A 22,830-nucleotide genomic window follows, 5' to 3' on the forward strand; every position below is an offset into this window, starting at 1 on the left:
GACGCTGTTCCTCTGGCTAGATCAATGTTTACTCGACCAACCGCTGTACGTCGCAACGTTGTCACGGGTAATCAATTTTGGCGTAAGCAGGGTAACCGCTTCGGCCGGGGCTTTGTCGTTGAGAATGTCATTGCCCACATTCACTGCGGTCTGCGCCATCGCCCACGGGTCCTGGCTGGACGATGCCTGGATCTGCGAGTCGGTTTTCAGCGCGTTCTCGATGTCCGGTGCGCCGTCCACCGAAGTGATGATGATGCCGCTGCGCTTAAGCTGCTTGGCCGCCAGGTCGCTGCCGATGGCTTGCGGGTCGTTGATCGCGAACAGGCCATCGATTTTCGGGAAGCGGGTGAGGTAGCCCTGCATCACGTTCAGTCCGCCTTCGCGGGAGCCTTTGCCGTCCTGGTCATCGGACAGCACCTTGATATCCGGCGCGGCGGCCAGCGCGGCCTTGCAGCCTTTGACGCGGTCGGTCACGGCGGTGACTTGCGGGCCGTTCTGGATGATCACATTGCCCTTGCCGGAAAGCTTGTCCACCAGGTACTGGCACGCCAGCTTGCCGGCCTCGACGTTGTCGGTCTGCACGGTGGCGTTGACGCCCTTGGCGTCCACATCCACGGCCACCACGACGATGCCGGCGTCACGGGCTTTCTTGATCGCCGAGGCCATGGCAGACGGGTCGACGGCGTTGATCAGGATCAGGTCGACCTTGGACGAGATGAAGTTATCGATCTGCGAAAACTGCTTGCTCAGGTCATAGTCGGCCGACACCGAGGTGACCTTGACGCTGGGGTTCAACTCTTTGGCGCGGGCGGTGGCGCCGTCGGCCAGGGTCACGAAATACGGGTTGCCCAGCGAGCCCATGCTGATGCCGAGGGCCTTCAACTCACGGGCTTCGACGGCTTGGGACATCAAGGCAGCCAAGGCAATGACGGGAAAGATACGTTTAAGGTTCATGCGGGTCTCTCTTGTGATTGTTGTAGGAGTGAACTCAGGTCCGCGCACCGGACTGGCGATAACGATCCAGCGCCACTGCGCCAATGATCACGATGCCCTTGATGATGTATTGCCAGATATCCGACACACCCAACAGCACCAGGCCGTTGGTCAGCACTGCGATGATCAGCGCACCAATCAACGTGCCACCGATGGTGCCGACGCCGCCGGTAAAACTGGTGCCGCCAAGGATCACCGCGGCAATCGCATCCAGCTCGTAGGATTGCCCCAGTTGCAGGCCATTGGCAGCAAACAGCCGCGACGCGCTCATCACCGCGCCCAACCCGGCCAGCGCACCGGACATGGCATAGACGAACAGCAGCACTTTCCACACCTTGATCCCAGACAAGCGCGCCGCTTCCGGGTTGCCGCCCACCGAGTAGATCTGCACGCCCATCACTGTTCGGCGCAGGATGAACCACGACAGCGCCACCACCGCCACGGCAATGATCACCAGCCAGGGCACGCCGAGTACCGAGTCATTGCCGATAAAGGCAAACGGCAGGTCCGGGTTGAATACGGTTTTGTCATCCGCCAATAGCCGCGCCAGACCACGCATGGCCGTCAGCGCGCCGAGGGTGACAATAAACGGCGGCAGGCGCATGAAAGCGATCAACCCACCGTTAACCAAGCCCAGCAGCAAGCCAAAGCCAATACCGGCAGCAATCCCGAACATGCCGAACTGCGGCGACATCGAGGCCTGCAGCGCGACCACGGCCGAGGCCGCGAGGATCGCGCCCACCGACAGGTCGATACCCGCCGTGAGGATCACAAAAGTCATCCCGGCCGCCAGCACCACGTTCACCGAGGCCTGCTGGGTGATGATCGACAGGTTTTGCACCGTCAGGAAGTTCTCGCTGGCCAGGGCAAAGCCCACCAGCAGCAGGATCAGCACCGGCAGCATGCCCACCGTGCGCATCAACTCGCGTGCGCGTTCAGCCTTACCTGTTGTTGCAATAGTCAACTCAGCCATGGGCAACCACCTGATCGCCACCGGTGGCGAGGTCAATAATGCGTTCCTGGGAAATAACCTGGCCTGACGCGCCGCCGACTTCAGCCACCAACTGGCCTTCGCGCATGATCAGCACGCGGTCGCAGGTGCCGATGATCTCCGGCAGCTCGCTGGAGATCACCACGATGCCGACGCCGGCCTGGGCCAGTTGATTGATGATGCGGTAGATCTCGGACTTGGAGCCGATGTCGACGCCGCGTGTGGGCTCGTCGAGGATCAACACGTGCGGCTTGACCTCCAGCAGCCGGGCCAACAGCACCTTCTGCTGGTTGCCACCGGACAAGGCACCCACATTGACCTTGCCCGAGGCCACCCGAATCGACAGCGACTTGATCGCGTCGGTGGCGCGCTGCGCGGCATGCCCGCGATCCAGCACACCGCCGGCATAAGCATCCGGTACACAGGCGCAGACATTGATGTTGTCCGCCACGCTCATGTCCAGGAACAGGCCCTGGGCCTTGCGGTCTTCGGTGAGGTAGACGACGCCGGCGCGAATCGCATCTGCCGGCGTGCGCAAGTGCGTGACGTGCTTGCCGACCACTTCCAGGCTGCCCGAGGTGCGCGGGTCGGCGGCAAAGATCAGGCGCGCGAGTTCGGTGCGCCCTGCCCCGACCAGCCCGGCAATGCCCAACACTTCACCGGCATGCAAGTCGAAACTGCAGTGTCGTACGCGCTTGCCATCGGCCATGTCGCGCACGCGCATTACCACGTTGCCGGGGTTATAGGCGGCGTGTTCCTTCTTGTAGAAACCGGACAGGTCGCGGCCCACCATCATTTTCACCAGCACTTCGGCCGACAGCGCCTCGCGGGTCAGTTCGCCGATGTATTGGCCGTCACGCAGCACCGACACACGGTCGGACAACTCATAGATCTCGGCCATGCGATGGCTGATATAGATGATCGCCAGGCCCTGGCTGCGCAACTGCTTGATCAACGCGAACAAACGGTCGGTCTCGCGGGATGACAAGGGCGTGGTGGGTTCGTCCATCACCAGGATCTTGGCGTGGGCATGCAAGGCGCGGGCGATTTCCACCAGTTGGCGCTCAGCGATCGACAGGCTGCTGACCCGCGTTGCCGGGGTGAACTCCGCACCCAGGCGCTGCAGCACTTCGACGCAACCGGCTTCCATGCCCTTGCGGTCGATGGTCCAGCCGCGCCGCAGTTCGCGGCCCAGGTAGATGTTCTCGGCCACGCTCAGGTTCGGGCACAGGCTCAATTCCTGGTAGATCACGGCAATGCCGAGGGCTTTGGCGGTGGCGGGGTCGAAGGTGGGGATGAGCTGGCCGGCAATGCGGATTTCACCACCGGGGTCGGCTTGGTAGGCGCCGGAGAGGATCTTCATCAACGTCGATTTGCCGGCGCCGTTCTCCCCCATCAAGGCATGGATTTCGCCGGGGTAGACCTTCAGGCCGACTGTCTTGAGCACGCGCAAACCGTTGAAGGTTTTGCTGATGCCCTGCATCTCAAGCAAGGGTTCAAGGCTCATGAATGAGCTCCTGGTTTTATTATTTTTGTCATTGCGTGGCCCGACTCTAATGTAGAAACATTTCATTACGCAAGCGCTTGCGTTGACCATTTATCGCTAGATGAAACGTTTCATCCAGCGTAACTCCGAAAACCCTGATTATTTGCACGCAGATATCCGTTCGGAGGGAAATAACCCGCACCCCGCCATCAAAACGCCACAATCTCTGCTATTGTCCAAGCACCTCATCTCCTCCTCATCGCCCCCAAGCGATCTTCTGTGAGCATGCTCTGCGCCCTCGCCCAATGACGACGGCGGGCCTGAACGTCACGGAACGCCCAAGCGATGGACACACCGTTACCCGAACCGCAGTCGCGTGCTGAAAAAATCGTCGAATTCAAACGGCAGAAAACCCTGCTCAAGACCGGCGCCCTGCAAGACGCGATTTTCAACAGCGCCTACTTCTCCAGCATCGCCACCGACGAGAAAGGCGTGATCCAGATTTTCAACGTCGGCGCCGAACGCATGCTTGGCTATGCCGCCGCCGACGTGGTCAACCGCATCACCCCTGCCGACATCTCCGACCCTGTCGAACTGATCACCCGCGCCGCTGCCCTCAGCCTGGAGCTGGACACGCCGATCACGCCGGGTTTCGAGGCATTGGTATTCAAGGCCTCCCGGGGCATTGAAGACATCTACGAGCTGACCTACATCCGCAAGGACGGCAGTCGCCTGTCGGCGATGGTCTCGGTGACCGCCCTGCGCAACCGGCATGACACCATCATCGGCTACCTGCTGATCGGCACCGACAATACCGCGCGCAAGCAGGAGGAAGCCGAGCGCAAGGGCTTCGAGCGCGCGCTGGAAGAAAAGAACCTGGAGCTGGAGCACGCCAGCCACATGAAGTCCGAGTTCCTCGCGACCATGTCCCACGAGCTGCGCACCCCCTTGAATGCGGTGATCGGTTTTTCCGAGGCGCTCAAGGACGGCCTGGTTGGCGACATGAGCGAGACCCAGCGCGAATACATCGGCGACATCTTCACCAGTGGCCAGCACCTGCTGTCGTTGATCAATGACATCCTCGACCTGTCCAAGGTCGAGGCCGGGATGATGGCGCTGGAGCTGGAAGCGGTGGAACTGGCGGGATTATTGGCCAACAGCCTGCTGATCGTGCGCGAAAAGGCAGCCCTGCAACGCATCCAATTGAAGCTGGAAAGCCCCGAGGACCTCGGTTGCCTGGCGCTGGACCTGCGCAAGACCAAGCAGATCGTCTACAACCTGCTGGCCAACGCCGTGAAGTTCAGCGAGCACGGCAGCTCAGTGACCCTGACCGTGCGCCAGGTAACCCGCGAACAGGTCGGGCAGATCCCCGGCGACTGGCCGGTGTACACCTTTGAGTTGCCCGCCGGCCCCCATCGACAATTCCTTGAGCTGAGCGTCAGCGACACCGGGATCGGCATTGCCGAAGACGATATGGACAAGCTGTTCAAGGCGTTCAGCCAAATCGACAGCAGCCTGGCACGCAAATTCGAAGGCACGGGGCTGGGGCTGGCAATGGTCAAGCGCCTGACCGACCTGCATGGCGGCAGCGTCGCCGTGGCCAGCCGCGAAGGCCAGGGCGCACGGTTTGTGGTCTGGCTGCCGCTGCACCGCGCCCTGGAGGCCGAATGGCCAACATCCTGATCGTTGAAGACAATGAAGCCAACATGCGCCTGGCGCGCCTGTTGCTGGTGAATGCGGGTCACAGCGTACTGTGGGCGCCCGATGCCGAGACCGGCCTGACCCTGGCCCGCGAACAGCAACCGGCGCTGATCCTGATGGACATCCAGCTGCCGGGCATGGACGGCCTGGCCGCCACCGCCCTGCTCAAGCGCGACCCACTCACCGCGCACATCCCGGTCATCGCCCTGACGGCCATGGCGATGAAAGAAGACCGCGAAAAAACCCGGCTCGCCGGTTGCGACGCGTACATCATCAAGCCACTGCGCTACAAAGAGCTGTATCAGGTGATCGATACCTTGCTGCAACAGTCCATCCGCCCTCTCCTATGAGTCCTCTCCATGGCCAGCCAACCCGCAACGCTGTTGATCGTTGATGATGAACCCCAGGTGCGCAAGCTGCTGGAAACCCTGCTGCAACACGAGGGCTACCAGACCCTGACCGCCGGCAGTGGTGAAGAGGCCCTGCAGTTGGTGGCGCAGCGGCCACCCGACCTGATCCTGCTGGACATCATGATGCCGGGCATGGACGGCTACGAAGTCGCCAGCCAGCTCAAAGGCGATGAAACCACGGCGGGCATACCGATCATCATGCTGTCGGCCCTCAGTGAACCGAGCGCCAGGGTCAGCGGGCTGGAGGCCGGTGCCGAGGAATTCATCAGCAAACCGGTGGAGCGTGTCGAGTTGTGGCTGCGGGTGCGCAACCTGTTACGGCTCAAGGCGCGCGGCGATCGCGCGGACCCTTCACGCGAACTCAAGCCACAGCAAACCGGCATGAATGTGCATGACCTGGCCCGCCAGGACCTGGAAAACGCCTTGCGCCTGGCGGTCGAGCGTGAGGAATTCACCGTGCATTACCAGCCCAAGGTCGAGGTTGCCACTGGCCGCATATGCGCGCTGGAGGCGCTGCTGCGCTGGGAAAGGCCGGACTACGGCGCGGTGTCCCCGGCGGTGTTTGTGCCGATCCTGGAAAACATCGGCTTGATCGTGCCCGTGGGGCGCTGGGTGATCGAACAGGTCTGCCAGCAGATTGCCGAATGGCAACGCGGCGCCATCGGTGCGGTGGAAGTCTCGGTGAACGTCTCCGGCCATCAATTGATCGAAGGCGACCTGATTGCCGATATCGCCCACACCCTGGCGCAAACCGGGGTCGAGCCGCATTGGCTGGAAGTGGAGCTGACCGAAGGCTCGCTGATGGAAAACACCCAGCACACCATCGCCAGCCTGCAACGCCTGCACGCCATGGGTGTGAAGATCTCCATCGATGACTTCGGCACCGGCTATTCGAGCCTGGCGTACCTGCGGCGGTTTCCCATCGACACGTTGAAGATCGACATCGCGTTTATCCGCGAAGTCACCAGCAACCCCCAGGACGCGGCGATTACCCGCACCATCATAGAACTGGCCCACAGCCTCAACCTGCGGGTGGTGGCCGAAGGCGTGGAAACCCAGGCACAACTGGCGTTCTTGAAAGAGGCCGGCTGTGATCAGATCCAGGGGTATCTGTTCAGTCGGCCGTTGCCGGCGGACACCTTGGAGCGCCTGTTGCTGGAGCGGTTAGAGAGTCTTTGAAATGTCTTCGCGCAAACACTCGATCAACCCTCGGTGGGTCGCACTCAACCGCTCCGCACCGCTGACCAGCGCCAATTCCGAGGGCAGTATCGGCGGCAGCTCCGTGCAGATCCGGTGGCTGGGCAGCACGGCGCTTTTCGGCAGGATGCTGATCCCCAATCCGGACGTGACCGCGGCCTGGATGCCGGTGAGGCTATGGCTGCCAAACGCCACGCGCCAACTGCGCCGGGCCTTGTCGAGGGTGCGGATGGCACGCTGGCGGTAGATGCAGCCTTGGGGGAACAGTGCCAGGGGCAAGGTTTCGGCCTGCAGGTCCTGGCTTTGGCCGCACACCCACACCAGCGGCTCCGGCCAACTGGCATGGCATTCGCCGCTGCCGGCTTCGCGCTTGACCAAGGCGATGTCGATTTCACCACTGTCCAGCTGCCGGCGCAGGTCGGTGCTCATGCCGCTGACCGTCTCCAGGCGCGCTTCGGGGCGTGCGCGGACAAAACCCGAGAGCACCGACGCCATGCGCGTCGCATCAAAATCCTCGGGCACGCCCAGGCGTACCGCCACCACGCTGGCCTCGGTGTTCAGGGCGTCGCGGGCTTCCCGGGACAGGTTCAACAGGCGCCGCGCGTAATGGGTCAGCAACTCGCCGTGCTCGGTGGCGCTGACTTGCTGGCCCGAGCGGTCGCGCACCAACAGCACTTGCCCGACGCTTTCTTCGAGCTTGCGAATCTGCTGGCTCACGGTGGATTGGGTGCGGTGTACGCGCTCGGCGGCACGCGTGAAACTGCCTTCATCCACCACGCAGACCAGGGTGTGCAGGAGTTCGAGATCAAACATGGCGGCGACCTACATATCGATAATTCAACTGTGATACAGAGGTTAATTTAATTTCCAACTGACCACCAGGTTTCCTATGCTCAAGCGCTCGCCCACTCTTTGTTAAAGGTGCCCCATGCCGCTCGAACACTCCCCTCGCCCGCTGTGGCTGACGTTTGATTGCTACGGCACCCTGATCCAATGGGATGAAGGCCTGCGCGCCGCCGTCGACCGGATCCTCGATGAAAAAGGCGGGCATCAGGTCGACCCTGAAACCCTGATCAGCGTCTACGACCACCACGAACACGCCCTGGAGCAAACCCCACCGCACCGTAATTTCCGCACCCTCGCCGGCCTGGGCTTGCAGTTGGCCTTGGAGGAACTGGGCCTGCCGGCCAACGCGCAGGACGGTGCGATCCTCACCGACAGCATCAGTGCCATGCCTCCGTTTCCAGAGGTAGTAGATACCCTCAAGCAGCTCAAGGCGCTAGGCTACAAGCTGTGCATTGTCTCCAACACCGACGATGACGTGATCGCCGGCAATGTGGCGCAATTGGGTGGCCATATCGACCGGGTCATCACCGCCCAGCAGGCGGGGGCCTACAAGCCCGACCGTCGCCTGTTCGACCATGCCCATGGGCAGCTCGGCGTGACCCTCGACCAGGTGGTGCACATCTGCGCCAGCCCGCACCTGGACCACGCCGCCGCGCGGGACATGGGGTTTCGTTGCGTGTGGATCGACCGGGGCACCGGCCGGCAATTGCTCGCCGATTACACCCCGGATGCCATCTTGCCGACCCTCGACGGCGTGCCCGAACTGTTCAAGTCCCTGGGGTGGTGAACCATGGCCCATACGTTCACGCCCTCCTCCCTGGGCCCGCGTGCCGGGCGCTTCAACCTCGACACGCCTGCCGCCATCGACGCGCGGGTGGAGCTTGCCGCGTGCCTGCAACTGGCGGCGCTGCATGGCATGGAAGAAGGTATCTGCAATCACTTTTCGGCGACGGTGCCGGGGCATGACGACTTGTTTTTCGTCAACCCGTTCGGCTATGCGTTCGAGGAAATCACGGCATCCCGTCTGTTGGTGTGTGATTTTGCCGGCAATGTGATCGACGGCGATGGCACGCCGGAAGCCACGGCGTTTTATATCCATGCCCCGTTGCATCAATGCCAGCCGCGCATCAAGGCCGCCTTTCATACCCATATGCCCAACGCCACCGCGCTGTGCCTGCTGCAAGGGCCGCCCTTGCTGTGGCTGGGGCAGACGGCGTTGAAGTTTTATGGGCGCACGGCAGTGGATGAGGCCTACAACGGCTTGGCCCTGGATAACCGCGAGGGCCAGCGCATTGCGGCGGCGTTGGGCGATGCCGATATTCTGTTCTTGAAGAATCATGGGGTGATGGTGGCTGCGCCGAATATTGCCGAGGCTTGGGATGATTTGTACTACCTGGAGCGCGCGGCTGAAGTGCAATTGAAGGCCATGGCCAGTGGGCAGGCGCTCAAGCCGATTGACCCGGCGGTGGCGCAGGTGGCGTATGAGCAGATGCGTGAGGGTGATCCGGCGAGTGCGCGGGCGCATTTGGACAGTGCCATGCGGCGGTTGAGGGGGATGGGGTCGCGGTTTGATCAGTGAACTGGGTACCTATCCGTTAGGCAGCAACCGATATGGCAAGCCGTTCTCGGTTCAAATGTAGGCGCTGGCTGGCCTGCGATGGCATCGACTCGGTCTGCCTGTTGCACCGTGCCGCCTGCATCACCGGCAAGCCAGCGCCTACAGTGATGGGTTATTGCGCGTTGGCCTTGGCCGCGTCGTTAATGATCGCTACCACCCGCGCCGGGTTCGACACCATCACCACGTGCGACGCACCTTTCACATCCACGGTTTCCTTGGAGCCCGCGCGGTCGGCCATGAATTTAAGCGCGGCCTCGGGAATATTTTTGTCGGCTGAACCGTATATGAAGTAGGACGGTACGGTTTTCCAGGCCGGGTCGCCGGACGGTTCCTTGAGGGCAGCCTCGGTGATCGGGCGTTGGCCGGCGGCCATCAGTTGGGCGTCCTTGGCTGCCACGTCGGCGGCGAACTGGCTATTGAATTTGTCTTGCTGGATGTACAGGTCGGTCACGCCGTCCTTGGAGACCACGGGTTTGTCCAGGGTCGGGCCCAGGGTGCCGCCGGGGTAGCGGCCGGACAGTTCGAACGCGGTTTCGCCTTTTTCAGGGGCGAAGGCGGCCACGTAGACCAGGGCCTTGACCTTGTTGCTGCCATGCACGGCGTTGGTGATGACCGAGCCACCGTAGGAGTGGCCGACCAGAATCACCGGGCCCGGGGTGTGTTCGACGATGTCGGCCACATAGTCCGAGTCGGTCTTGACGCTGCGCAGCGGGTTGGCCACAGCGACTACCGGGTAGCCCTCGGCCTTGAGACCGGCGATCACGCCGTTCCAGCTGGATGCATCGGCGAACGCGCCGTGCACCAGCACCACCGTGGCTTTTTGCGGGGCGGCAAAGCTGGCGGTGCTGGCACCCAGGGCGAGTGCACCGGTGATCAGGGCGGCGGCGACGCGGGAGAACTTGAAGGTTTTCATGGACGTTTGCTCCGTTGGGGTTGGCGCTCAAGGCGTTGAACGTGAGGCCATGATGCCGAAGCATGTTTTACAAATGGAGGCTAATAGTCGACGATATGGCGCAGATCGTCTAAACAAGGTCGCTTTTTCAATTCAGGTGAGTCATGGATCGTTTGTCCACACTGCTGGTGCACTTCGGCATCGGTGCCGATACCTTTCATAGTGGGCCCCTGCACGGCGCCCTCGACACCCGCGACGTGCAGCAGCGGGGCCGGGTCTATCTGCTCAAGGACGGCCAGGCCAGCCTGGAAATGCCCGACGCCACCCTGCGTATTCCCGAGCCCAGCCTGGTGCTGGTGCCGCGTCCCCTGCCCCATCGCCTGCTGGCGACCAAGGCTGACCGTGCCCAGGTGGTGGCGGCGTCCCTGCGTTTTGACGGTGGGTTGGATAACCCGTTGTCCGTAGCGCTGACCGACACCATCGTGATGCCGCTCAAGCAGATCCCGATGATCGCCGGTACGCTGGACTGGCTGTTCAGTGAAGCCTTTGCCGAACACTGTGGCCGCGAGGCGGTGATGAACCGCTTGTTCGAGCTGATGGTGATCCAGTTCCTGCGCCACATGATGGCCTATCACAGCATGACCACCGGCATGATGTCGGGCCTGGCGGACCTGCGCCTGGCGCGGGCCATGACCCTGCTGCACAACCATCCCGAACGCCCGTGGACCGTGCAGGAAATGGCAGCGGAATCGAACATGTCCCGCGCCAGTTTTGCCGCGCATTTCCATAAGGTAGTCGGCCAGACCCCAGCCGACTATGTACTGAGCTGGCGCGTGAGCCTGGCGCAGAAACGCCTGCGTGAAGGCCGGCCCATCGCCCTGATTGCCGATGAAGTCGGCTACGAAAGCCCCTCGGCGCTGGCCCGTGCGTTTCGGCGCAAGATCGGCACCAGCCCGCGTGAATGGCTGCATTCGCAGGCGCCGCTACGGGTCGAGCACGCCGCCGCTGTAGCTTTCGGATAAGCGCGTGCCGGTGAACTTGGCGACCACCGCGCCCTGGGCTACCAGGCGTTCGCGGTGGGCGGTGACCATGCGCCCGGCCTGGGCTGCGTGCAGGGTCACTTCCGAAGCGGGGTCACCGGGGCGGCCAATGATGCGCGCAAAACGCTGGCCTTCTTCGACGTAATCACCCAAGCCTTTCTCGAACACCAGCACCCCGGCACAGGGCGCGAGAAGGGTTTCCATGCAGCCCATGTCGACCACGTCGCCTGGCCATTCGGCGATGCTCGCCACCTCATCGATCACGCCATTGATGCACAACCAGGCCCACAGGCCAGCGGCGTCCTGTTGCGCCAGGGCGTCGCTGACGTCTGCTTGCCCGCGCAGCTCCAGGGTGGCCGCCAGTTGCGGCGATGCGTGGTTGATGATGGTTTCTTCAAAGGAGCCATCGCCGCCCTCGTCCCACACAATCACCAGGTCCACCTGCAACGCCGCCGCCAGCGCCAGGCCTTGGTCGGGCCAGAAGCTGCGATGGATGTAGAGGTACGGCAACGCCTCGTCATCGGTGTGCAGGTCCAGTACCAGGTCGGCCTCGACGGCCAGTTGCACCAGGCGTTTCTGCCACTGCGCCAGGTTGCTGGCTGGGCGTTCCATGGCCAGGGAATGGTCGAAGGCACGGTTGAAATTCTGCCCGGTGGCTTCATGGAAACGCCCAAGCAAACGGCCCTGACGGAACTGGCCGATACCAAATGGGTTGGCCTGGGGCACCACCGTGACACTGCCCTTCAGGCGGCCTTGGTCCTGACACTCCTGCAAGCGCGGCAACAACTGATGCAGGACCAACATGCCGGCGATTTCATCCGCATGCACACCCGCTTGCAGGTGCACCCTGGGCCCGCTGCCGTCACCGTCGAAACGCCAGGCGCCGACGTGCAGCGCATTGCCGGCGTCGCCGGTTTCCTGCCACGAAAGGTCTTTTGCCATGCCTTGCCCTCCTCTCATCAATTAATCGGTAGAGATTGAACACGTGTTCAACTAACCTGAGCGCTGTGGTGTTTCTTCAAAGGCCTGTCCATGACTGTCGAACCTTCCAAACTGCGCCGTGCCGACCCCGACGAGCGCCGCGACCTGCTGATTGCCGCCACCCTCACCTGCCTGGCCCGTGACGGGCACGCCGGGATTTCCGTGCGGCGTATCGCCTCCGAAGCCGGGGTGTCAGTGGGGTTGCTCAACCACCATTTCGGCAGCATCGACGCGCTGATCGCCGAGACCTACCAAAAGCTCGCCAACGAGCTGACCACCGCCCTGTGGGAACAGGTCGAGCTGGCGGATGGCGCCGCCGCACGGCTCGACGCCTTCCTCACTGCCTCGTTTTCGCCCAGGGTCATGGACCCCGACCTGCTCGGCGTGTGGGTGGTGTTCTGGAGCCTGATCCGCCACTCGCCCCACGTGAACCAGTCCCACGAAAACAGCTACCACGCCTACCTGGCATTGATCCAACAACTGCTGGACGACCTGGCCCGCAGCGAACGCCTGGTGATCCACGACAGCCACCTGGCGGCCATTGGCCTATCGGCGATGCTCGACGGACTCTGGCTCGAGGGGTGCCTCAACCCCGGCACCTTCAGCCCCGCCAACGGCCTGCACATCTGCCGCTGCTGGGTACAGGGGTTGCGTCACGGCGCATTCGGCGCCGACCACATCCTGTGACACCGGGTGCCGCGCACTGAGCATGGCCAGGGTACCGCTGATGGCGATCAACACCGCGCCGACGATCAGCGAACCTTCCATGAGCGTGCCCCACACCAGGCTTGAGAGCAGGAACGCCCAGATCAACCCGGTGTATTCGAACGGCGCCAGCAACGTCGCGGTGGCCCGACGAAAACTCGCAAACAACAGGAACTGGCCGATACCGCCCACCAGGCCCGCCGCCAGCATGCCGAGCCACGCCGGCGTGGGCGATGGCGTATGGGTCCAGGGCAAGGTCACCGCCATGCACAGCACAAACACCATGTTGGTGATCAGCATCTGCTCCAGTACCGAGGTGCTCGGGTCGACCTGGCGCAACTGGATATAGGTAAACGCCCAGCACAAGGCGGCGGCCAATGTCAGCGCGATGGGCACCGGATCGAGCAGATGGCTGGGGCGACAGGCGATCACCACGCCGACAAAACCGATGATCAGCGCGATCCACTGGCCGCGACTGGCGCGCTCCTTGAGGATCAGCGCCGCCAGCAGCGTGACCATGATCGGCGCGGAGAAATACAGCGTGGTCATTTCCGCCAGGCTCAGGTCCTTGGCGGCGGTGTAGTACAGCAACCACGCCAGCAACGACAACAGCCCGCGAATGATCAGCAAGCGGCGGCTGACCGACGTCCACGCGCGCCGCAACAGCCCCATGCGCCCCGCCATCACGCAGGCGAACACCACCACCAGGCTGCGCCAGAACAGAATGGTGAACACCGAGTAATCGGCCACCAGCCATTTGATCACCGCATCCTGCAGCGCCAGGAATGCGTAGGCCAGGGAACACAGGGCAATCCCTTGCAGCGAGCCGTCCTGTTTCATCCGGCCGACCTGCGCAGTGGCGTGCCGCGCCGTTCGGCAATCGCATAGACGGCTTCAATCACGAAGGTCAGGCACAGGTAGACCCCCGCCACCAGCAGCAATGGCTGATAGATCTGCAGGGTCTGCGCGCGCACCACGTTGGCCGCACCCAGCAGGTCGACCACGGCAATGGTCGAGGCCAGCGCGGTGGACTTGAGCAGCATCACCGTTTCCCCGGCCAGGGTCGGTAGCAACAGGCGCATCGCCCGTGGCAGCCGTACCCGTAGCAGCGCCTGGCGTGGGGTCATGCCGAAGGCCGAGGCGGCTTCCATTTCCCCCTTGGGCACGGCCAGCAGGCCGCCGCGAATCACCTCGCCCACATAGGCGCCGACCGACAGCACCAGGGCAAACACCATGTACCAGTAACCGTCGCGCAGGTACGGCCACAGGAAGCTGCCGCGAATCATCGGGAACTGCGCGAACAGGCTGCCCAGGCCGTAGTAGAAAATGTAGATCTGGATCAGCAGCGGCGTGCCGCGCAGCACGCTGGTGTAGGCCAGCGCCCCGCGCGCCAGCCACTTGCGCCGCGACAACCGCGCCAGCGCGACCAGCACCGCCAGGGCAAATCCGAGCACCGCCGACACCACCAGCAACGACAAGGTGGTCTGCAACCCCTTGGCGATCAAGCCGGCGTAATAACTTATCCATTCAGGCATGGGCCGCTCACTCGACAACCGGCATCCAGCGACGGATACGTCGCTCCAGGCGCCCGGACAGGTAGTTGGAAGCCAGCGTCACCAGGTAATACAAGGCGGCGGCCGTGAGGTAGAACAGCAGGTACTGGCGCGTGGAGCCGGCCGCCTGCTTGGCGGTATAGAGCAATTCGTTGGTGCCGACCACGCTGATCAAGGCGCTGTCCTTGATCAGGTTGATCCACAGGTTGGACATGCCTGCCAGGGCGAACGGCGCCATGATCGGCAGCGTCACCCGCCGGAACAGGCCCAGCCCGCTGAGGCCGAAGGCCCGCGCCGCTTCGATCTGGCCGTGGGGAATCGCCAGGATCGCCGCGCGGAAAATCTCCGAGGCATAGGCGCCCTGTACCAGGCCCAGCACCAGGATCGCCACCAGCGGGCCGCTGATATTCACTTGCTCGAAGCCCATCCACAGCATCAACGCGTTAAGGCCCATGGAGCCTGCGTAATACAGCAGCAGGATCAGCAGCAACTCCGGCACCGCGCGAAACACTGTGGTGTAGCCGCGCATCAGCAGCGCGATGGGGCGCGGCGCACTGAGCTTGGCGCACGCCACCACCAGGCCAATCAGCAAGCCGACCGCGAAGGCGCCGGCGGAGATCTGCAGGGTCATCCATAACCCCTTGAGCAGCGCATTGCCCCACCCTTGTTCGCCAAAGCTGAGAAGGTCGAACATCATTCGCTCTTCTGGGCGACTTGTTGGTACGGGCTGTCACAGGTCTTGCTAACAAACGCCGGAGTATCGCTGCGTTTGCACGGGCTCACCGACAAACCGAAATAGTGCTGCGACAGGTCGTCATAGTCCTTGCTCACCAGCAACTCGCCGATGGCTTTGTCCAGCCGGGCCTTGAGCGCGGTGTCTTCCTTGCGCAAACCGGCGCCGACGCCGCGCCCGATGATCGGGTCGTAGGGCACGCTGGCAATGTGCGCCAGGCCGCTGGCTTCGGGGGTCTTGACCATCATAGCGATGGCGGTGTCGTCGGCCATCATGTAGTCGATACGCCCGGCGATCAGGTCGGCGTTGGCCGATTCCTGGGTGTCGTAGTACTTAAGGTCGGCGATGTTTTCGTAGTACTTCTTCAGGTAATTGGCACTGACGGTGGAGATCTGCACGCCGATCAACTTGCCCTTGAGGCCCGCCGGGGAGATCTCGACTTCGCTGCCCTTGGGCCCGGCGACACCCAGCAGGGAGTCGTAGTAGGCACGGCTGAAAGCGATCTGTTTTTCGCGCTCATCGGTCACCGACATCGAGGAGAAAATCACGTCGATCTTCTTCGCCAGCAGCGAGGGAATGATGCCGTCCCACGCCACTTCCTTGATCTGACACTCGGCTTTCATGCCTTCGCAGAGCTTGTGGATCAGGTCCACCTCAAAGCCGGACCACTGGCCATTGCCGCCCTTCACGGTGAAGGGCGGATAGGGTTCGGCCGCCACCGCAAACACGATGGGCTTGTCTGCTGCCCAGGTGAAACCTGCGACCACCATCAACACTGCACTGCTCAACCACGTTGCCATACGCTTGGATTTCATGATTTTTGCCCCGTCTTTTTCTGGAGTTAGCGAGTTTGATGCGCGTTGACGAACTGCCGGCAACGCTCACTGCGTGGGTCAATAAACACCGCATCCGGCGAGCCGGTTTCTTCGATCATGCCTTGGTGCAGGAACGCCACTTTCGACGACACATCCCGGGCGAACGCCATTTCATGGGTGACCAGGATCATGGTGCGGCCTTCCTCGGCCAGGGAGCGGATCACCCGCAGTACTTCGCCCACCAGTTCCGGGTCGAGGGCCGAGGTGGGTTCGTCGAACAGCATGACTTTGGGCCGCATGGCCAGCGCGCGGGCAATCGCCACACGCTGTTGCTGGCCACCGGAAAGGAACGCCGGGTACTCATTGCGCTTGGCGGCCAGGCCGACGCGGTCGAGCAAGGCTTCGGCGCGTTCGATGGCTTCGGCGCGGCTTTCGCGCAGCACCTGGGTGGGGGCTTCGATAAGGTTTTCCAGCACGGTGCGGTGTGGCCACAGGTTGAAGTTCTGGAACACCATGCCCAGGGTCGAACGGATGCGCACCAGTTGCTTGGCGTCCGCCACCAGCGGTGCGCCAGGGCGGCCGTAGTTGAGCTTGATGCTCTCGCCGTCTACATGAATGCTGCCCTGGTCCGGCACTTCAAGCATGTTGATGCAGCGCAGCAGGGTACTTTTGCCCGATCCACTGGCGCCGATCAGCGAGATCACATCGCCTTCGTGGGCCGTGAGCGAAATGCCCTTGAGCACCTCGATATTGCCGAAGCGTTTATGCAGGTCGATGACCTCGATCATCTTCTTTGCTTGCGCCGGTTGCACCACCTCGATTCTGGGTGCTGCGGCGATACGCGGCTCACCGGCCAGCTTGGCGACGAACTGCGCGATGCGCTGGCAGGCTTCGGCCAAACGCGCTTCCCCGAGGGTGAACGACAACCGCACGAAACCCTGGGCGGGCTCGCCGAACGCGGCGGCGTCCAGCACCGACACCCCAGCTTCGCGAAACAAACGCCAGGCGAAATCCAGCGAGCCCAGGCCGGTATCACGCACATCCACCAGCACAAACATCCCGGCTTGCGGCGTTTGCACCTTGATGCCTGGGCAAGCACTGAGCCCCGTCACCACCAGGTCGCGCCGGCGCCGATAAATCTCGCGCATGCCCTGGGTCACTTGGTCATGGGCCAGCACTGCAGCGGTCGCAGCCTCCATTACAAAGCCGGGCAGCCCGTAGAGCATGCTCAACACCAGGGTTTCAGCATGGGCGACCATTTGCGGCGCAGCGATGATCCAGCCGATGCGCCAACCGGTCATGGCGTGGGACTTGGACAAACTGCCGATCACCACGCAGCGCTCGGCCATGCCCGGCAGTGCGGCGAGGCTGTGGTATTCGCCGTCGAACACCAGGCTTTCATAGACCTCATCCACCACCACCCACAGGTCGTGGGCGACGGCCAGGTCGGCGATGGCTTGCAACTCCTGCGGGTTCAGCACCACGCCGGTCGGGTTGTTCGGGTTGGAGAAGAAAATCGCCCGTGTGCGGGGTGTGATCGCCGCAGCCAGCAACTGCGCGTCCAGGCGAAAGCCCGACTCCGGCGAGCACGGCACACGCACCAGCGTTGCGCCGCTGGCCTTGAGCGTGGCCTCGTAGGTGACGTACATCGGGTCGAGCACCAGCACCTCGTCACCGGCCTGCAACAGGCACAGCGATGTCACGAACAATGCGTTCTGCGCACCGGCGACGGTGATGACGTTGGCGGCATCCAATGGGCGTTGCAGGGTCTTGCTGTAGCGCGCGGCAATGGCGTCGCGCAGTGCCGGGCGGCCAGGGATCTCGGTGTAGTGGGTGTCGCCTTCGCGCAGGGCACTTACGGCGGTCTCGGTTATGAAACCTGGCGTGGCGAAGTCCGGGTCGCCGACGCTGAGGATGATGATGTCTTCGCCCTGGCTGGCAGCCTGGTAGGCCGCGTGGTGGATGTCCCAGGCGGCGACGCCCTGCCCTGCAATTCGATCGACGAAGGGGGAAAACCGCATGCCAGAGCCTCTTGTTCAAGAAGAAACAGCGCGAACCCGTCGAGTGGCAAACGGGCGGATGCGGTCAACATAGTTCAAACTGAACAGTCGTTCAATGGGTAAGTTTGCGGCCGTGTCGTTTATGGTCCAAAGAGGTCGTTAACGCTTGGGCGGGGCCATAAATTCCGGGCCGATCGGATCTTTTATCGTGCTGGCCAGAATACGGTCGATATGCGTCAGGTCTTCAGGGGTCAGGTGCCAGCCGAAGGCCTCCTGGTAGCCTTTTAACTGCTCCGGCCGCCGGGCGCCCCACAGCGCGATGGTTGGGCCCTGGTCGAGCACCCAGCGCAGGGCCAGGGCGAGCACCGACTTGCCGTGGCACTCACGGGCATACAGGTCCAGCGCGGCAACAGCGGCCAGGTACTGGTCGAAGCGTGGCGCCTTGAACTTGGGGTCGAGCTTGCGCACGTCATCACCGGCAAAGCGCGTGGCCGAGTGCATGCTGCCAGTGAGCAAGCCCCGGCACAGCGGGCCGTAGGCAAGCACCACCAGGGCATGCTGCTTGGCGTACGGCAGGATCTCGCTGTCGATGGCGCGTTCGAACAGGTTGTAGGGCGGCTGCACCGTGGCCAGCGCAGTGTGCTGGCTGAAATCGTCCATTTGCGCAGAGGAATAGTTGCTCACACCGACGGCCAGAATCTTGCCTTCGCGGCGCAAGCGCTCCAGTTCATCGGCGGTTTCTTCCTGGGCGACCAAGGGGTCGGGCCAGTGGATCTGGTACAGGTCGATGTAGTCGGTTTCCAGGCGCTTCAGGGAGTCTTCGACTTCTTTGCGAATGCGCTGGGCCGTGGCGTTGCGCCGGGCGCTGCCGCTGTCCCATTGCAGGCCGGCCTTGGTCGCGATCACCGCACTGTGGCGCACGCCGCGCAGGGCCTTGCCGATCAGTTCCTCAGAGAGGCCAAACCCGTAGACAGGTGCGGTGTCGATCAAATTGATGCCGATGGCCAGCGCATGCCGCAGGGTGCGGATGGCCTGCTCGTTATCGGCCCCGCCCCACAGGTGCCCGCCCATGGACCAAGTGCCGAGGGCGATGCGCGAGACCGCTTGGTCAATGCCGGCAATTCTGATGGTCTCAACGTGCATAAAAAAATCCTGTGGGCGGCAATAATGCTTAGAAAAACAATTACTCTAAGTCATCCACGGTTGAATCGGGCTCAACGCCGCATGCAGCCGAACTCCTGCATTAGAGACTTGAAATGGCTGCCTTCAATCGTTCCGAACTGGCTGATCTCAACGTGTTCATGGCCATCATCCGCCGCCGCAGCTTCCGCCATGCCGCCCACGAACTGGGCGTGACCACTTCGGCGTTGAGCCACACCATGCGTAACCTGGAAACCCGCCTGGGGGTGAAGCTGCTGTATCGCACCAGCCGGGCCGTGGAGCCCACCGATGCCGGCTCGCTGCTGGCAGAAAAACTCACCCAGGGTTTTGCCACTATCAAGGACGGCCTCGACACCTTGGAGCTGTATCGCGAAGCCCCCATCGGCCGCCTGCGCCTCAACGTGCCACGGGATGCGGCGGTGTTGCTGCTGGCGCCAATCCTCGGGGATTTCTGCGCCGCCTACCCGCAACTGCGCCTGGACCTGATCGTGCAAGACCAGATGATCGACATCATCGCCGAGGGCTACGACGCCGGTATCCGCTACGGCGCCACCGTGCCCCAGGACATGGTCGCGGTGCCGCTGACCGGTGAGTTGCGCTGGATCATGGTCGCGTCCCCCGCCTACCTGGCTCGCCGTGGCATGCCCCAGGTGCCCAAAGACCTGTTGCAACACGCCTGCATCCGCATGTACCTGGGCGACAAGACCACCTTCAAGTGGGAGCTGGGTAACGGCGCGCGTCAGCAGCGTATCGATGTGCCCGGCCACTTCAGCGCGGCCGACACCGAGACCATCGTCAACGCTGCGCTGCAAGGCGTGGGCATTGCCTACTGCCTGTCCAACCGCGTCGAGCGGGAACTCAAGGATGGGCGCTTGGTGGAGGTGCTGCCCGACTGGGCCTGCCTGGGTGAACCCCTGTGCATGTACTACCCGAGCCGGCGCCAGTCGCAGCCGGGGTTGCGGCAGTTGATGGACATGATTCGCCTGAAAACCATCGGTTCGCAGTTGATCCAATCACATTGAACCCGTGACCGGCCACGGTCCTCCAACCTGAACAGACCACGGCCTCGGTACACGCTCGATGACTTTTATTCTATGGATGGCCGTTCTGGGCGCCGTATTGCTCACCCTTGCCCTCACCTCCTCCTACCTGCGCTGGATGCCAGTCACCACTTCGGCAGTGTGCCTGCTGCTGGGTGTGGGGATCGGCCCGCTGGGCGTCGACCTGCTGCACTTGGATATCAAGAACTCCGCACGCTGGATGGAACACCTGACGGAAGTCGCGGTGTTGTTTTCGCTGTTCGTCAGCGGGTTGAAACTGCGCCTGCCGCTCAAGCACCGGACCTGGCGCATTGCATTTGGCATGGCCGGGCCGGTGATGCTGCTGACCATCCTCGGCATCTGCCTGGCGCTGCATTACCTGTTTGCGTTGTCTTGGGGCGTGTCGCTGCTGGTGGGCGCAATCCTGGCGCCGACTGATCCGGTACTGGCAGGCCTGGTGCAGGTCAATAACGCCCAGGACTATGACGCGCTGCGTTTTGGCCTGTCCGGTGAGGCCGGTTTGAACGACGGCACGGCCTTCCCCTTTGTGATCTTTGCCCTGCTGTTCATGCAGCACGGCGGTTTCGACGGGGACTGGCTGGGCGGCTGGGTGCTGAAGAATCTGCTTTGGGCTGTGCCGGCCGGGTTACTGATCGGCTACTGGATGGGCCGCGGCATTGGCCGTGTGACACTGTGGATGCGCATCACCAACAGTGACAGCACGCTCTCGCCCAATGACTACCTGACGCTGGCGCTGATCGCGTTGGCCTACGTCGTCGCCGAGGCGGTGGGCGGTTATGGCTTCCTGTCGGTGTTTGCGGCGGGGCTTGGTCTGCGCCAGGCGGAGTTCCGCTCCACCGGGAATTCGCAGACACCGTCGGAGCATCTGGCGCTGCCGGTGGTGGGCCACCTGGAGGTTGAGCCAGAACGCGCACTGCAAGGCGATGTCAGCGAACTGAAAGACACACAGATCGCCGCCGGCGTGATGATGGGCGACATGCTCTCGTTCGGCAGCCTGGTGGAGCGTTCAATGGAGGTGTTCCTGGTGACGGTGCTGGGCATCGTGCTGGCGAGCCATTGGGATTGGCGTGCACTGCCGGTGGCGGCGTTGCTGTTCTGCGTCATCCGCCCGATGGGCGTGCTGGCAATGCCCTGGGGCCGCCTGATCGATCTGCGGCAGCGCGGGCTGATGGGGTGGTTTGGTATTCGCGGGATCGGCAGCATTTACTACCTGTTCTACGCGCTCAACCACGGTTTGATCGGCACCAGCAGCGCGGTGGCGGTCAACCTGACCTTGTCAGTGATTGCCCTGAGCATCGTCGTTCATGGCCTGAGTACCCAGCCGATGCTGGTGTGGTATGAACGACGAGCCAAGGCGAACGCTCAGTCTTGACGCTCGGTATTGCCAACGTCTGCCGCTTCATCCAGGTCGTTGAGCGGCACTTCTGCATCATCCATCAGGGAACCCGGGTCTTCATTGCCCGGATCGTTGAGTTCTTCGTCGAGTTCTTTGGACATGACCGTCTCCTCTAGCCGCCTTGGGTGTCGATATCAGCATCGGTTTCAGGCTTGGGCTCGCGCTCGGGCTTGAAGTCTGGACTGTAGTCGTTTTCCTTGGCCTTGGGGTCTTTGGCTGGAACCGGGTCCTTCGGCGCTTCTGCAGCGGTACCCGGGGCCGGTTCGCCGCCGTCGATGGCCGGATCGTTACGGTTATCGAGTTGGGGGTCTTTGCTTGTGCTCATGGGTCACCTCAATTTAGGCCGGTGGGAAATCAGCAGGGCCTGAAGGTAAGGCGCCGGGCTGACCGGCGAAGTTCCGTCCGATTGCTCACCGGATCGGATTGTCGACCTGGATATAGAACGCGTAGATCCCCAGCACCAGCCAGAACACCATGAACAGCCACGGTGCCCGCATGGAGAACAGCAGCGACTTGCGGTAGCCCTTGTGGGACGACTCCATTTCGGAGAACAGCGGCGATTCATCGTAGGCCATGCCCATCACCGGCTCGCTGCGCAGCAGTTCGCTCTGCTTGTAGTGCCAGTGGTCGATGATTTCATACGCGGCCCGGATGCCCGGCCAGGCATTGAGGGAACTGAGAATGCCCAGCGAGACCAGGAACACCGGCACCACCAGGGTGAACAGCTTGCCCCACTCCGGGTTGAGGTTGCCCATGCCGGACACAAAGGCGATCACCAGGAATGATTGCGCCGTGAGGTAGGCGTCAGTGCGGTTGGCGAGGATGGTGGTTTCGTACTGGATTTCACGCCGGTAGAAATCGAGGCGGTCCTTGGGCGAGCCGAAGATCTTGGCGTTGTGTTCGCTGTGGTCGGTCAGGGCCGACTCCGGCGTGTTGGGCGAGATGATTCTGGGCACGACAGTGCTCCACACAGGTTCGAGTCCCGTTAGAAGAATCGGGGGTAGGTGAAGTTCAAGTTTGTTCATGCACCAAGTCGGGGCGCCTGCCAGGCGCTGCCCCCTTGTGGTGAGCGGGCTTGCCCCGCGTTGGAGTGCGCAGCGCTCCCTCGCTTTCTGGGGCCGCTGCGCAGCCCAGCGCGGGGCAAGCGCGCTCACTACAAGGAATGTACGGTTCCGGCACAGGCATTGCTTTATCCTTTCATCTGCCCGGATACAGGAGCATTCGTTACCCCCCGACCCAGAGCCGACCCCA

Annotated in this window: 23 protein-coding genes and 1 pseudogene; 9 read left to right on the top strand and 15 right to left on the bottom strand. The window is 62.7% G+C overall.

Features of this window, described 5'->3' with window-relative positions; translation table 11 throughout:
• Positions 1-21 precede the first annotated feature (21 nt).
• From CWC48_RS25945 to CWC48_RS25955, 3 genes are read right to left on the bottom strand one after another with little or no spacing between them, the layout of a single operon-like run.
• On the bottom strand, positions 22-954 hold the full coding sequence (locus tag CWC48_RS25945) for an ABC transporter substrate-binding protein (protein WP_100490666.1): 933 nt from the start codon (positions 952-954) through the stop codon (positions 22-24).
• A gap of 34 nt (positions 955-988) precedes the next feature.
• Complete coding sequence (locus tag CWC48_RS25950; RefSeq protein WP_095016223.1) at positions 989-1,966, bottom strand: hypothetical protein; 978 nt, start codon at positions 1,964-1,966, stop codon at positions 989-991.
• Positions 1,959-3,491: a sugar ABC transporter ATP-binding protein gene (locus tag CWC48_RS25955; RefSeq protein ID WP_078048450.1), complete on the bottom strand. Its 1,533-nt coding sequence runs from the start codon at positions 3,489-3,491 to the stop codon at positions 1,959-1,961. The genes CWC48_RS25950 and CWC48_RS25955 overlap by 8 nt, the downstream gene beginning before the upstream one ends.
• A gap of 324 nt (positions 3,492-3,815) precedes the next feature.
• Here CWC48_RS25955 and CWC48_RS25960 point away from each other — a divergent pair, with 324 nt between their 5' ends.
• The 3 genes from CWC48_RS25960 to CWC48_RS25970 are packed head-to-tail and all read left to right on the top strand — an operon-like array spanning position 3,816 to position 6,760.
• Positions 3,816-5,153, top strand: a complete 1,338-nt coding sequence (locus CWC48_RS25960; RefSeq protein ID WP_100490667.1) for a HAMP domain-containing sensor histidine kinase — start codon at positions 3,816-3,818, stop codon at positions 5,151-5,153.
• Positions 5,138-5,521, top strand: a complete 384-nt coding sequence (locus CWC48_RS25965) for a response regulator (protein WP_078048448.1) — start codon at positions 5,138-5,140, stop codon at positions 5,519-5,521. Before CWC48_RS25960 ends, CWC48_RS25965 begins: the two co-directional genes overlap by 16 nt.
• 9 nt (positions 5,522-5,530) lie before the next feature.
• Positions 5,531-6,760 carry an EAL domain-containing response regulator gene (locus CWC48_RS25970; protein WP_100490668.1) on the top strand — a complete coding sequence of 410 codons (1,230 nt, stop codon included), beginning with the start codon at positions 5,531-5,533 and terminating at the stop codon, positions 6,758-6,760.
• Here CWC48_RS25970 and CWC48_RS25975 read toward each other — a convergent pair.
• Positions 6,746-7,591: a LysR family transcriptional regulator gene (locus CWC48_RS25975; RefSeq protein ID WP_100490669.1), complete on the bottom strand. Its 846-nt coding sequence runs from the start codon at positions 7,589-7,591 to the stop codon at positions 6,746-6,748. The two genes, CWC48_RS25970 and CWC48_RS25975, sit on opposite strands and share 15 nt — an antisense overlap.
• 115 nt (positions 7,592-7,706) lie before the next feature.
• Between CWC48_RS25975 and CWC48_RS25980 the strand changes: the two genes are divergently transcribed.
• On the top strand, positions 7,707-8,411 hold the full coding sequence (locus tag CWC48_RS25980; RefSeq protein ID WP_100490670.1) for an HAD-IA family hydrolase: 705 nt from the start codon (positions 7,707-7,709) through the stop codon (positions 8,409-8,411).
• Between the two features lie 3 nt (positions 8,412-8,414).
• The gene (locus CWC48_RS25985; RefSeq protein WP_100490671.1) at positions 8,415-9,203 is read left to right on the top strand and encodes an aldolase; all 789 of its coding nucleotides are present in this window, start codon (positions 8,415-8,417) and stop codon (positions 9,201-9,203) included.
• A 151-nt stretch (positions 9,204-9,354) separates the two neighbouring features.
• Here the strand turns inward: CWC48_RS25985 and CWC48_RS25990 are convergent, their stop codons facing one another.
• Positions 9,355-10,155: an alpha/beta fold hydrolase gene (locus tag CWC48_RS25990; RefSeq protein ID WP_078048443.1), complete on the bottom strand. Its 801-nt coding sequence runs from the start codon at positions 10,153-10,155 to the stop codon at positions 9,355-9,357.
• A gap of 143 nt (positions 10,156-10,298) precedes the next feature.
• Between CWC48_RS25990 and CWC48_RS25995 the strand changes: the two genes are divergently transcribed.
• Entirely contained in the window at positions 10,299-11,156 is an 858-nt protein-coding gene (locus CWC48_RS25995; RefSeq protein ID WP_100490672.1) for an AraC family transcriptional regulator, read from the top strand.
• Here CWC48_RS25995 and CWC48_RS26000 read toward each other — a convergent pair.
• A complete protein-coding gene (locus CWC48_RS26000; protein WP_100490673.1) occupies positions 11,118-12,116 on the bottom strand; it encodes a succinylglutamate desuccinylase/aspartoacylase family protein in 999 nt (332 codons plus the stop codon). The genes CWC48_RS25995 and CWC48_RS26000 overlap by 39 nt on opposite strands.
• A gap of 90 nt (positions 12,117-12,206) precedes the next feature.
• Between CWC48_RS26000 and CWC48_RS26005 the strand changes: the two are divergent.
• Positions 12,207-12,746 (top strand): annotated as a pseudogene (locus tag CWC48_RS26005) (TetR/AcrR family transcriptional regulator); the annotation flags it as partial.
• Here CWC48_RS26005 and CWC48_RS30630 read toward each other — a convergent pair.
• The 6 genes from CWC48_RS30630 to CWC48_RS26035 form a co-directional block, all read right to left on the bottom strand.
• Complete coding sequence (locus tag CWC48_RS30630; RefSeq protein WP_078048439.1) at positions 12,702-13,700, bottom strand: DMT family transporter; 999 nt, start codon at positions 13,698-13,700, stop codon at positions 12,702-12,704. The pseudogene CWC48_RS26005 and the gene CWC48_RS30630 overlap by 45 nt on opposite strands.
• A complete protein-coding gene (locus tag CWC48_RS26015) occupies positions 13,697-14,395 on the bottom strand; it encodes an ABC transporter permease (RefSeq protein ID WP_100490674.1) in 699 nt (232 codons plus the stop codon). Before CWC48_RS26015 ends, CWC48_RS30630 begins: the two co-directional genes overlap by 4 nt.
• Before the next feature lie 7 nt (positions 14,396-14,402).
• Positions 14,403-15,107 carry an ABC transporter permease gene (locus tag CWC48_RS26020; protein WP_078048437.1) on the bottom strand — a complete coding sequence of 235 codons (705 nt, stop codon included), beginning with the start codon at positions 15,105-15,107 and terminating at the stop codon, positions 14,403-14,405.
• Positions 15,107-15,961, bottom strand: a complete 855-nt coding sequence (locus CWC48_RS26025; RefSeq protein WP_078048436.1) for a transporter substrate-binding domain-containing protein — start codon at positions 15,959-15,961, stop codon at positions 15,107-15,109. Before CWC48_RS26025 ends, CWC48_RS26020 begins: the two co-directional genes overlap by 1 nt.
• A gap of 26 nt (positions 15,962-15,987) precedes the next feature.
• On the bottom strand, positions 15,988-17,982 hold the full coding sequence (locus CWC48_RS30715) for an aminotransferase class I/II-fold pyridoxal phosphate-dependent enzyme (protein WP_100490676.1): 1,995 nt from the start codon (positions 17,980-17,982) through the stop codon (positions 15,988-15,990).
• Positions 17,983-18,120: 138 nt separating this feature from the next.
• Positions 18,121-19,104 (bottom strand): aldo/keto reductase, encoded by a 984-nt coding sequence (locus CWC48_RS26035; RefSeq protein ID WP_078048434.1) that lies wholly within the window; start codon positions 19,102-19,104, stop codon positions 18,121-18,123.
• Between the two features lie 113 nt (positions 19,105-19,217).
• Between CWC48_RS26035 and CWC48_RS26040 the strand changes: the two genes are divergently transcribed.
• The gene (locus tag CWC48_RS26040) at positions 19,218-20,144 is read left to right on the top strand and encodes a LysR family transcriptional regulator (RefSeq protein ID WP_078048433.1); all 927 of its coding nucleotides are present in this window, start codon (positions 19,218-19,220) and stop codon (positions 20,142-20,144) included.
• A 58-nt stretch (positions 20,145-20,202) separates the two neighbouring features.
• Positions 20,203-21,555, top strand: coding sequence for a sodium:proton antiporter (locus CWC48_RS26045; RefSeq protein ID WP_100490677.1), 1,353 nt, complete (start codon positions 20,203-20,205; stop codon positions 21,553-21,555).
• Here CWC48_RS26045 and CWC48_RS30645 read toward each other — a convergent pair.
• The 3 genes from CWC48_RS30645 to CWC48_RS26055 form a co-directional block, all read right to left on the bottom strand.
• Positions 21,546-21,680 (bottom strand): hypothetical protein, encoded by a 135-nt coding sequence (locus CWC48_RS30645; protein ID WP_256581760.1) that lies wholly within the window; start codon positions 21,678-21,680, stop codon positions 21,546-21,548. The genes CWC48_RS26045 and CWC48_RS30645 overlap by 10 nt on opposite strands.
• 11 nt (positions 21,681-21,691) lie before the next feature.
• Positions 21,692-21,904 carry a hypothetical protein gene (locus tag CWC48_RS26050; protein ID WP_078048431.1) on the bottom strand — a complete coding sequence of 71 codons (213 nt, stop codon included), beginning with the start codon at positions 21,902-21,904 and terminating at the stop codon, positions 21,692-21,694.
• An 85-nt stretch (positions 21,905-21,989) separates the two neighbouring features.
• Positions 21,990-22,535 carry a hypothetical protein gene (locus CWC48_RS26055; RefSeq protein WP_078048430.1) on the bottom strand — a complete coding sequence of 182 codons (546 nt, stop codon included), beginning with the start codon at positions 22,533-22,535 and terminating at the stop codon, positions 21,990-21,992.
• Positions 22,536-22,830 lie beyond the last annotated feature (295 nt).

The organism is Pseudomonas sp. S10E 269, from assembly GCF_002798465.1.
Taxonomy (GTDB): domain Bacteria; phylum Pseudomonadota; class Gammaproteobacteria; order Pseudomonadales; family Pseudomonadaceae; genus Aquipseudomonas; species Aquipseudomonas pergaminensis.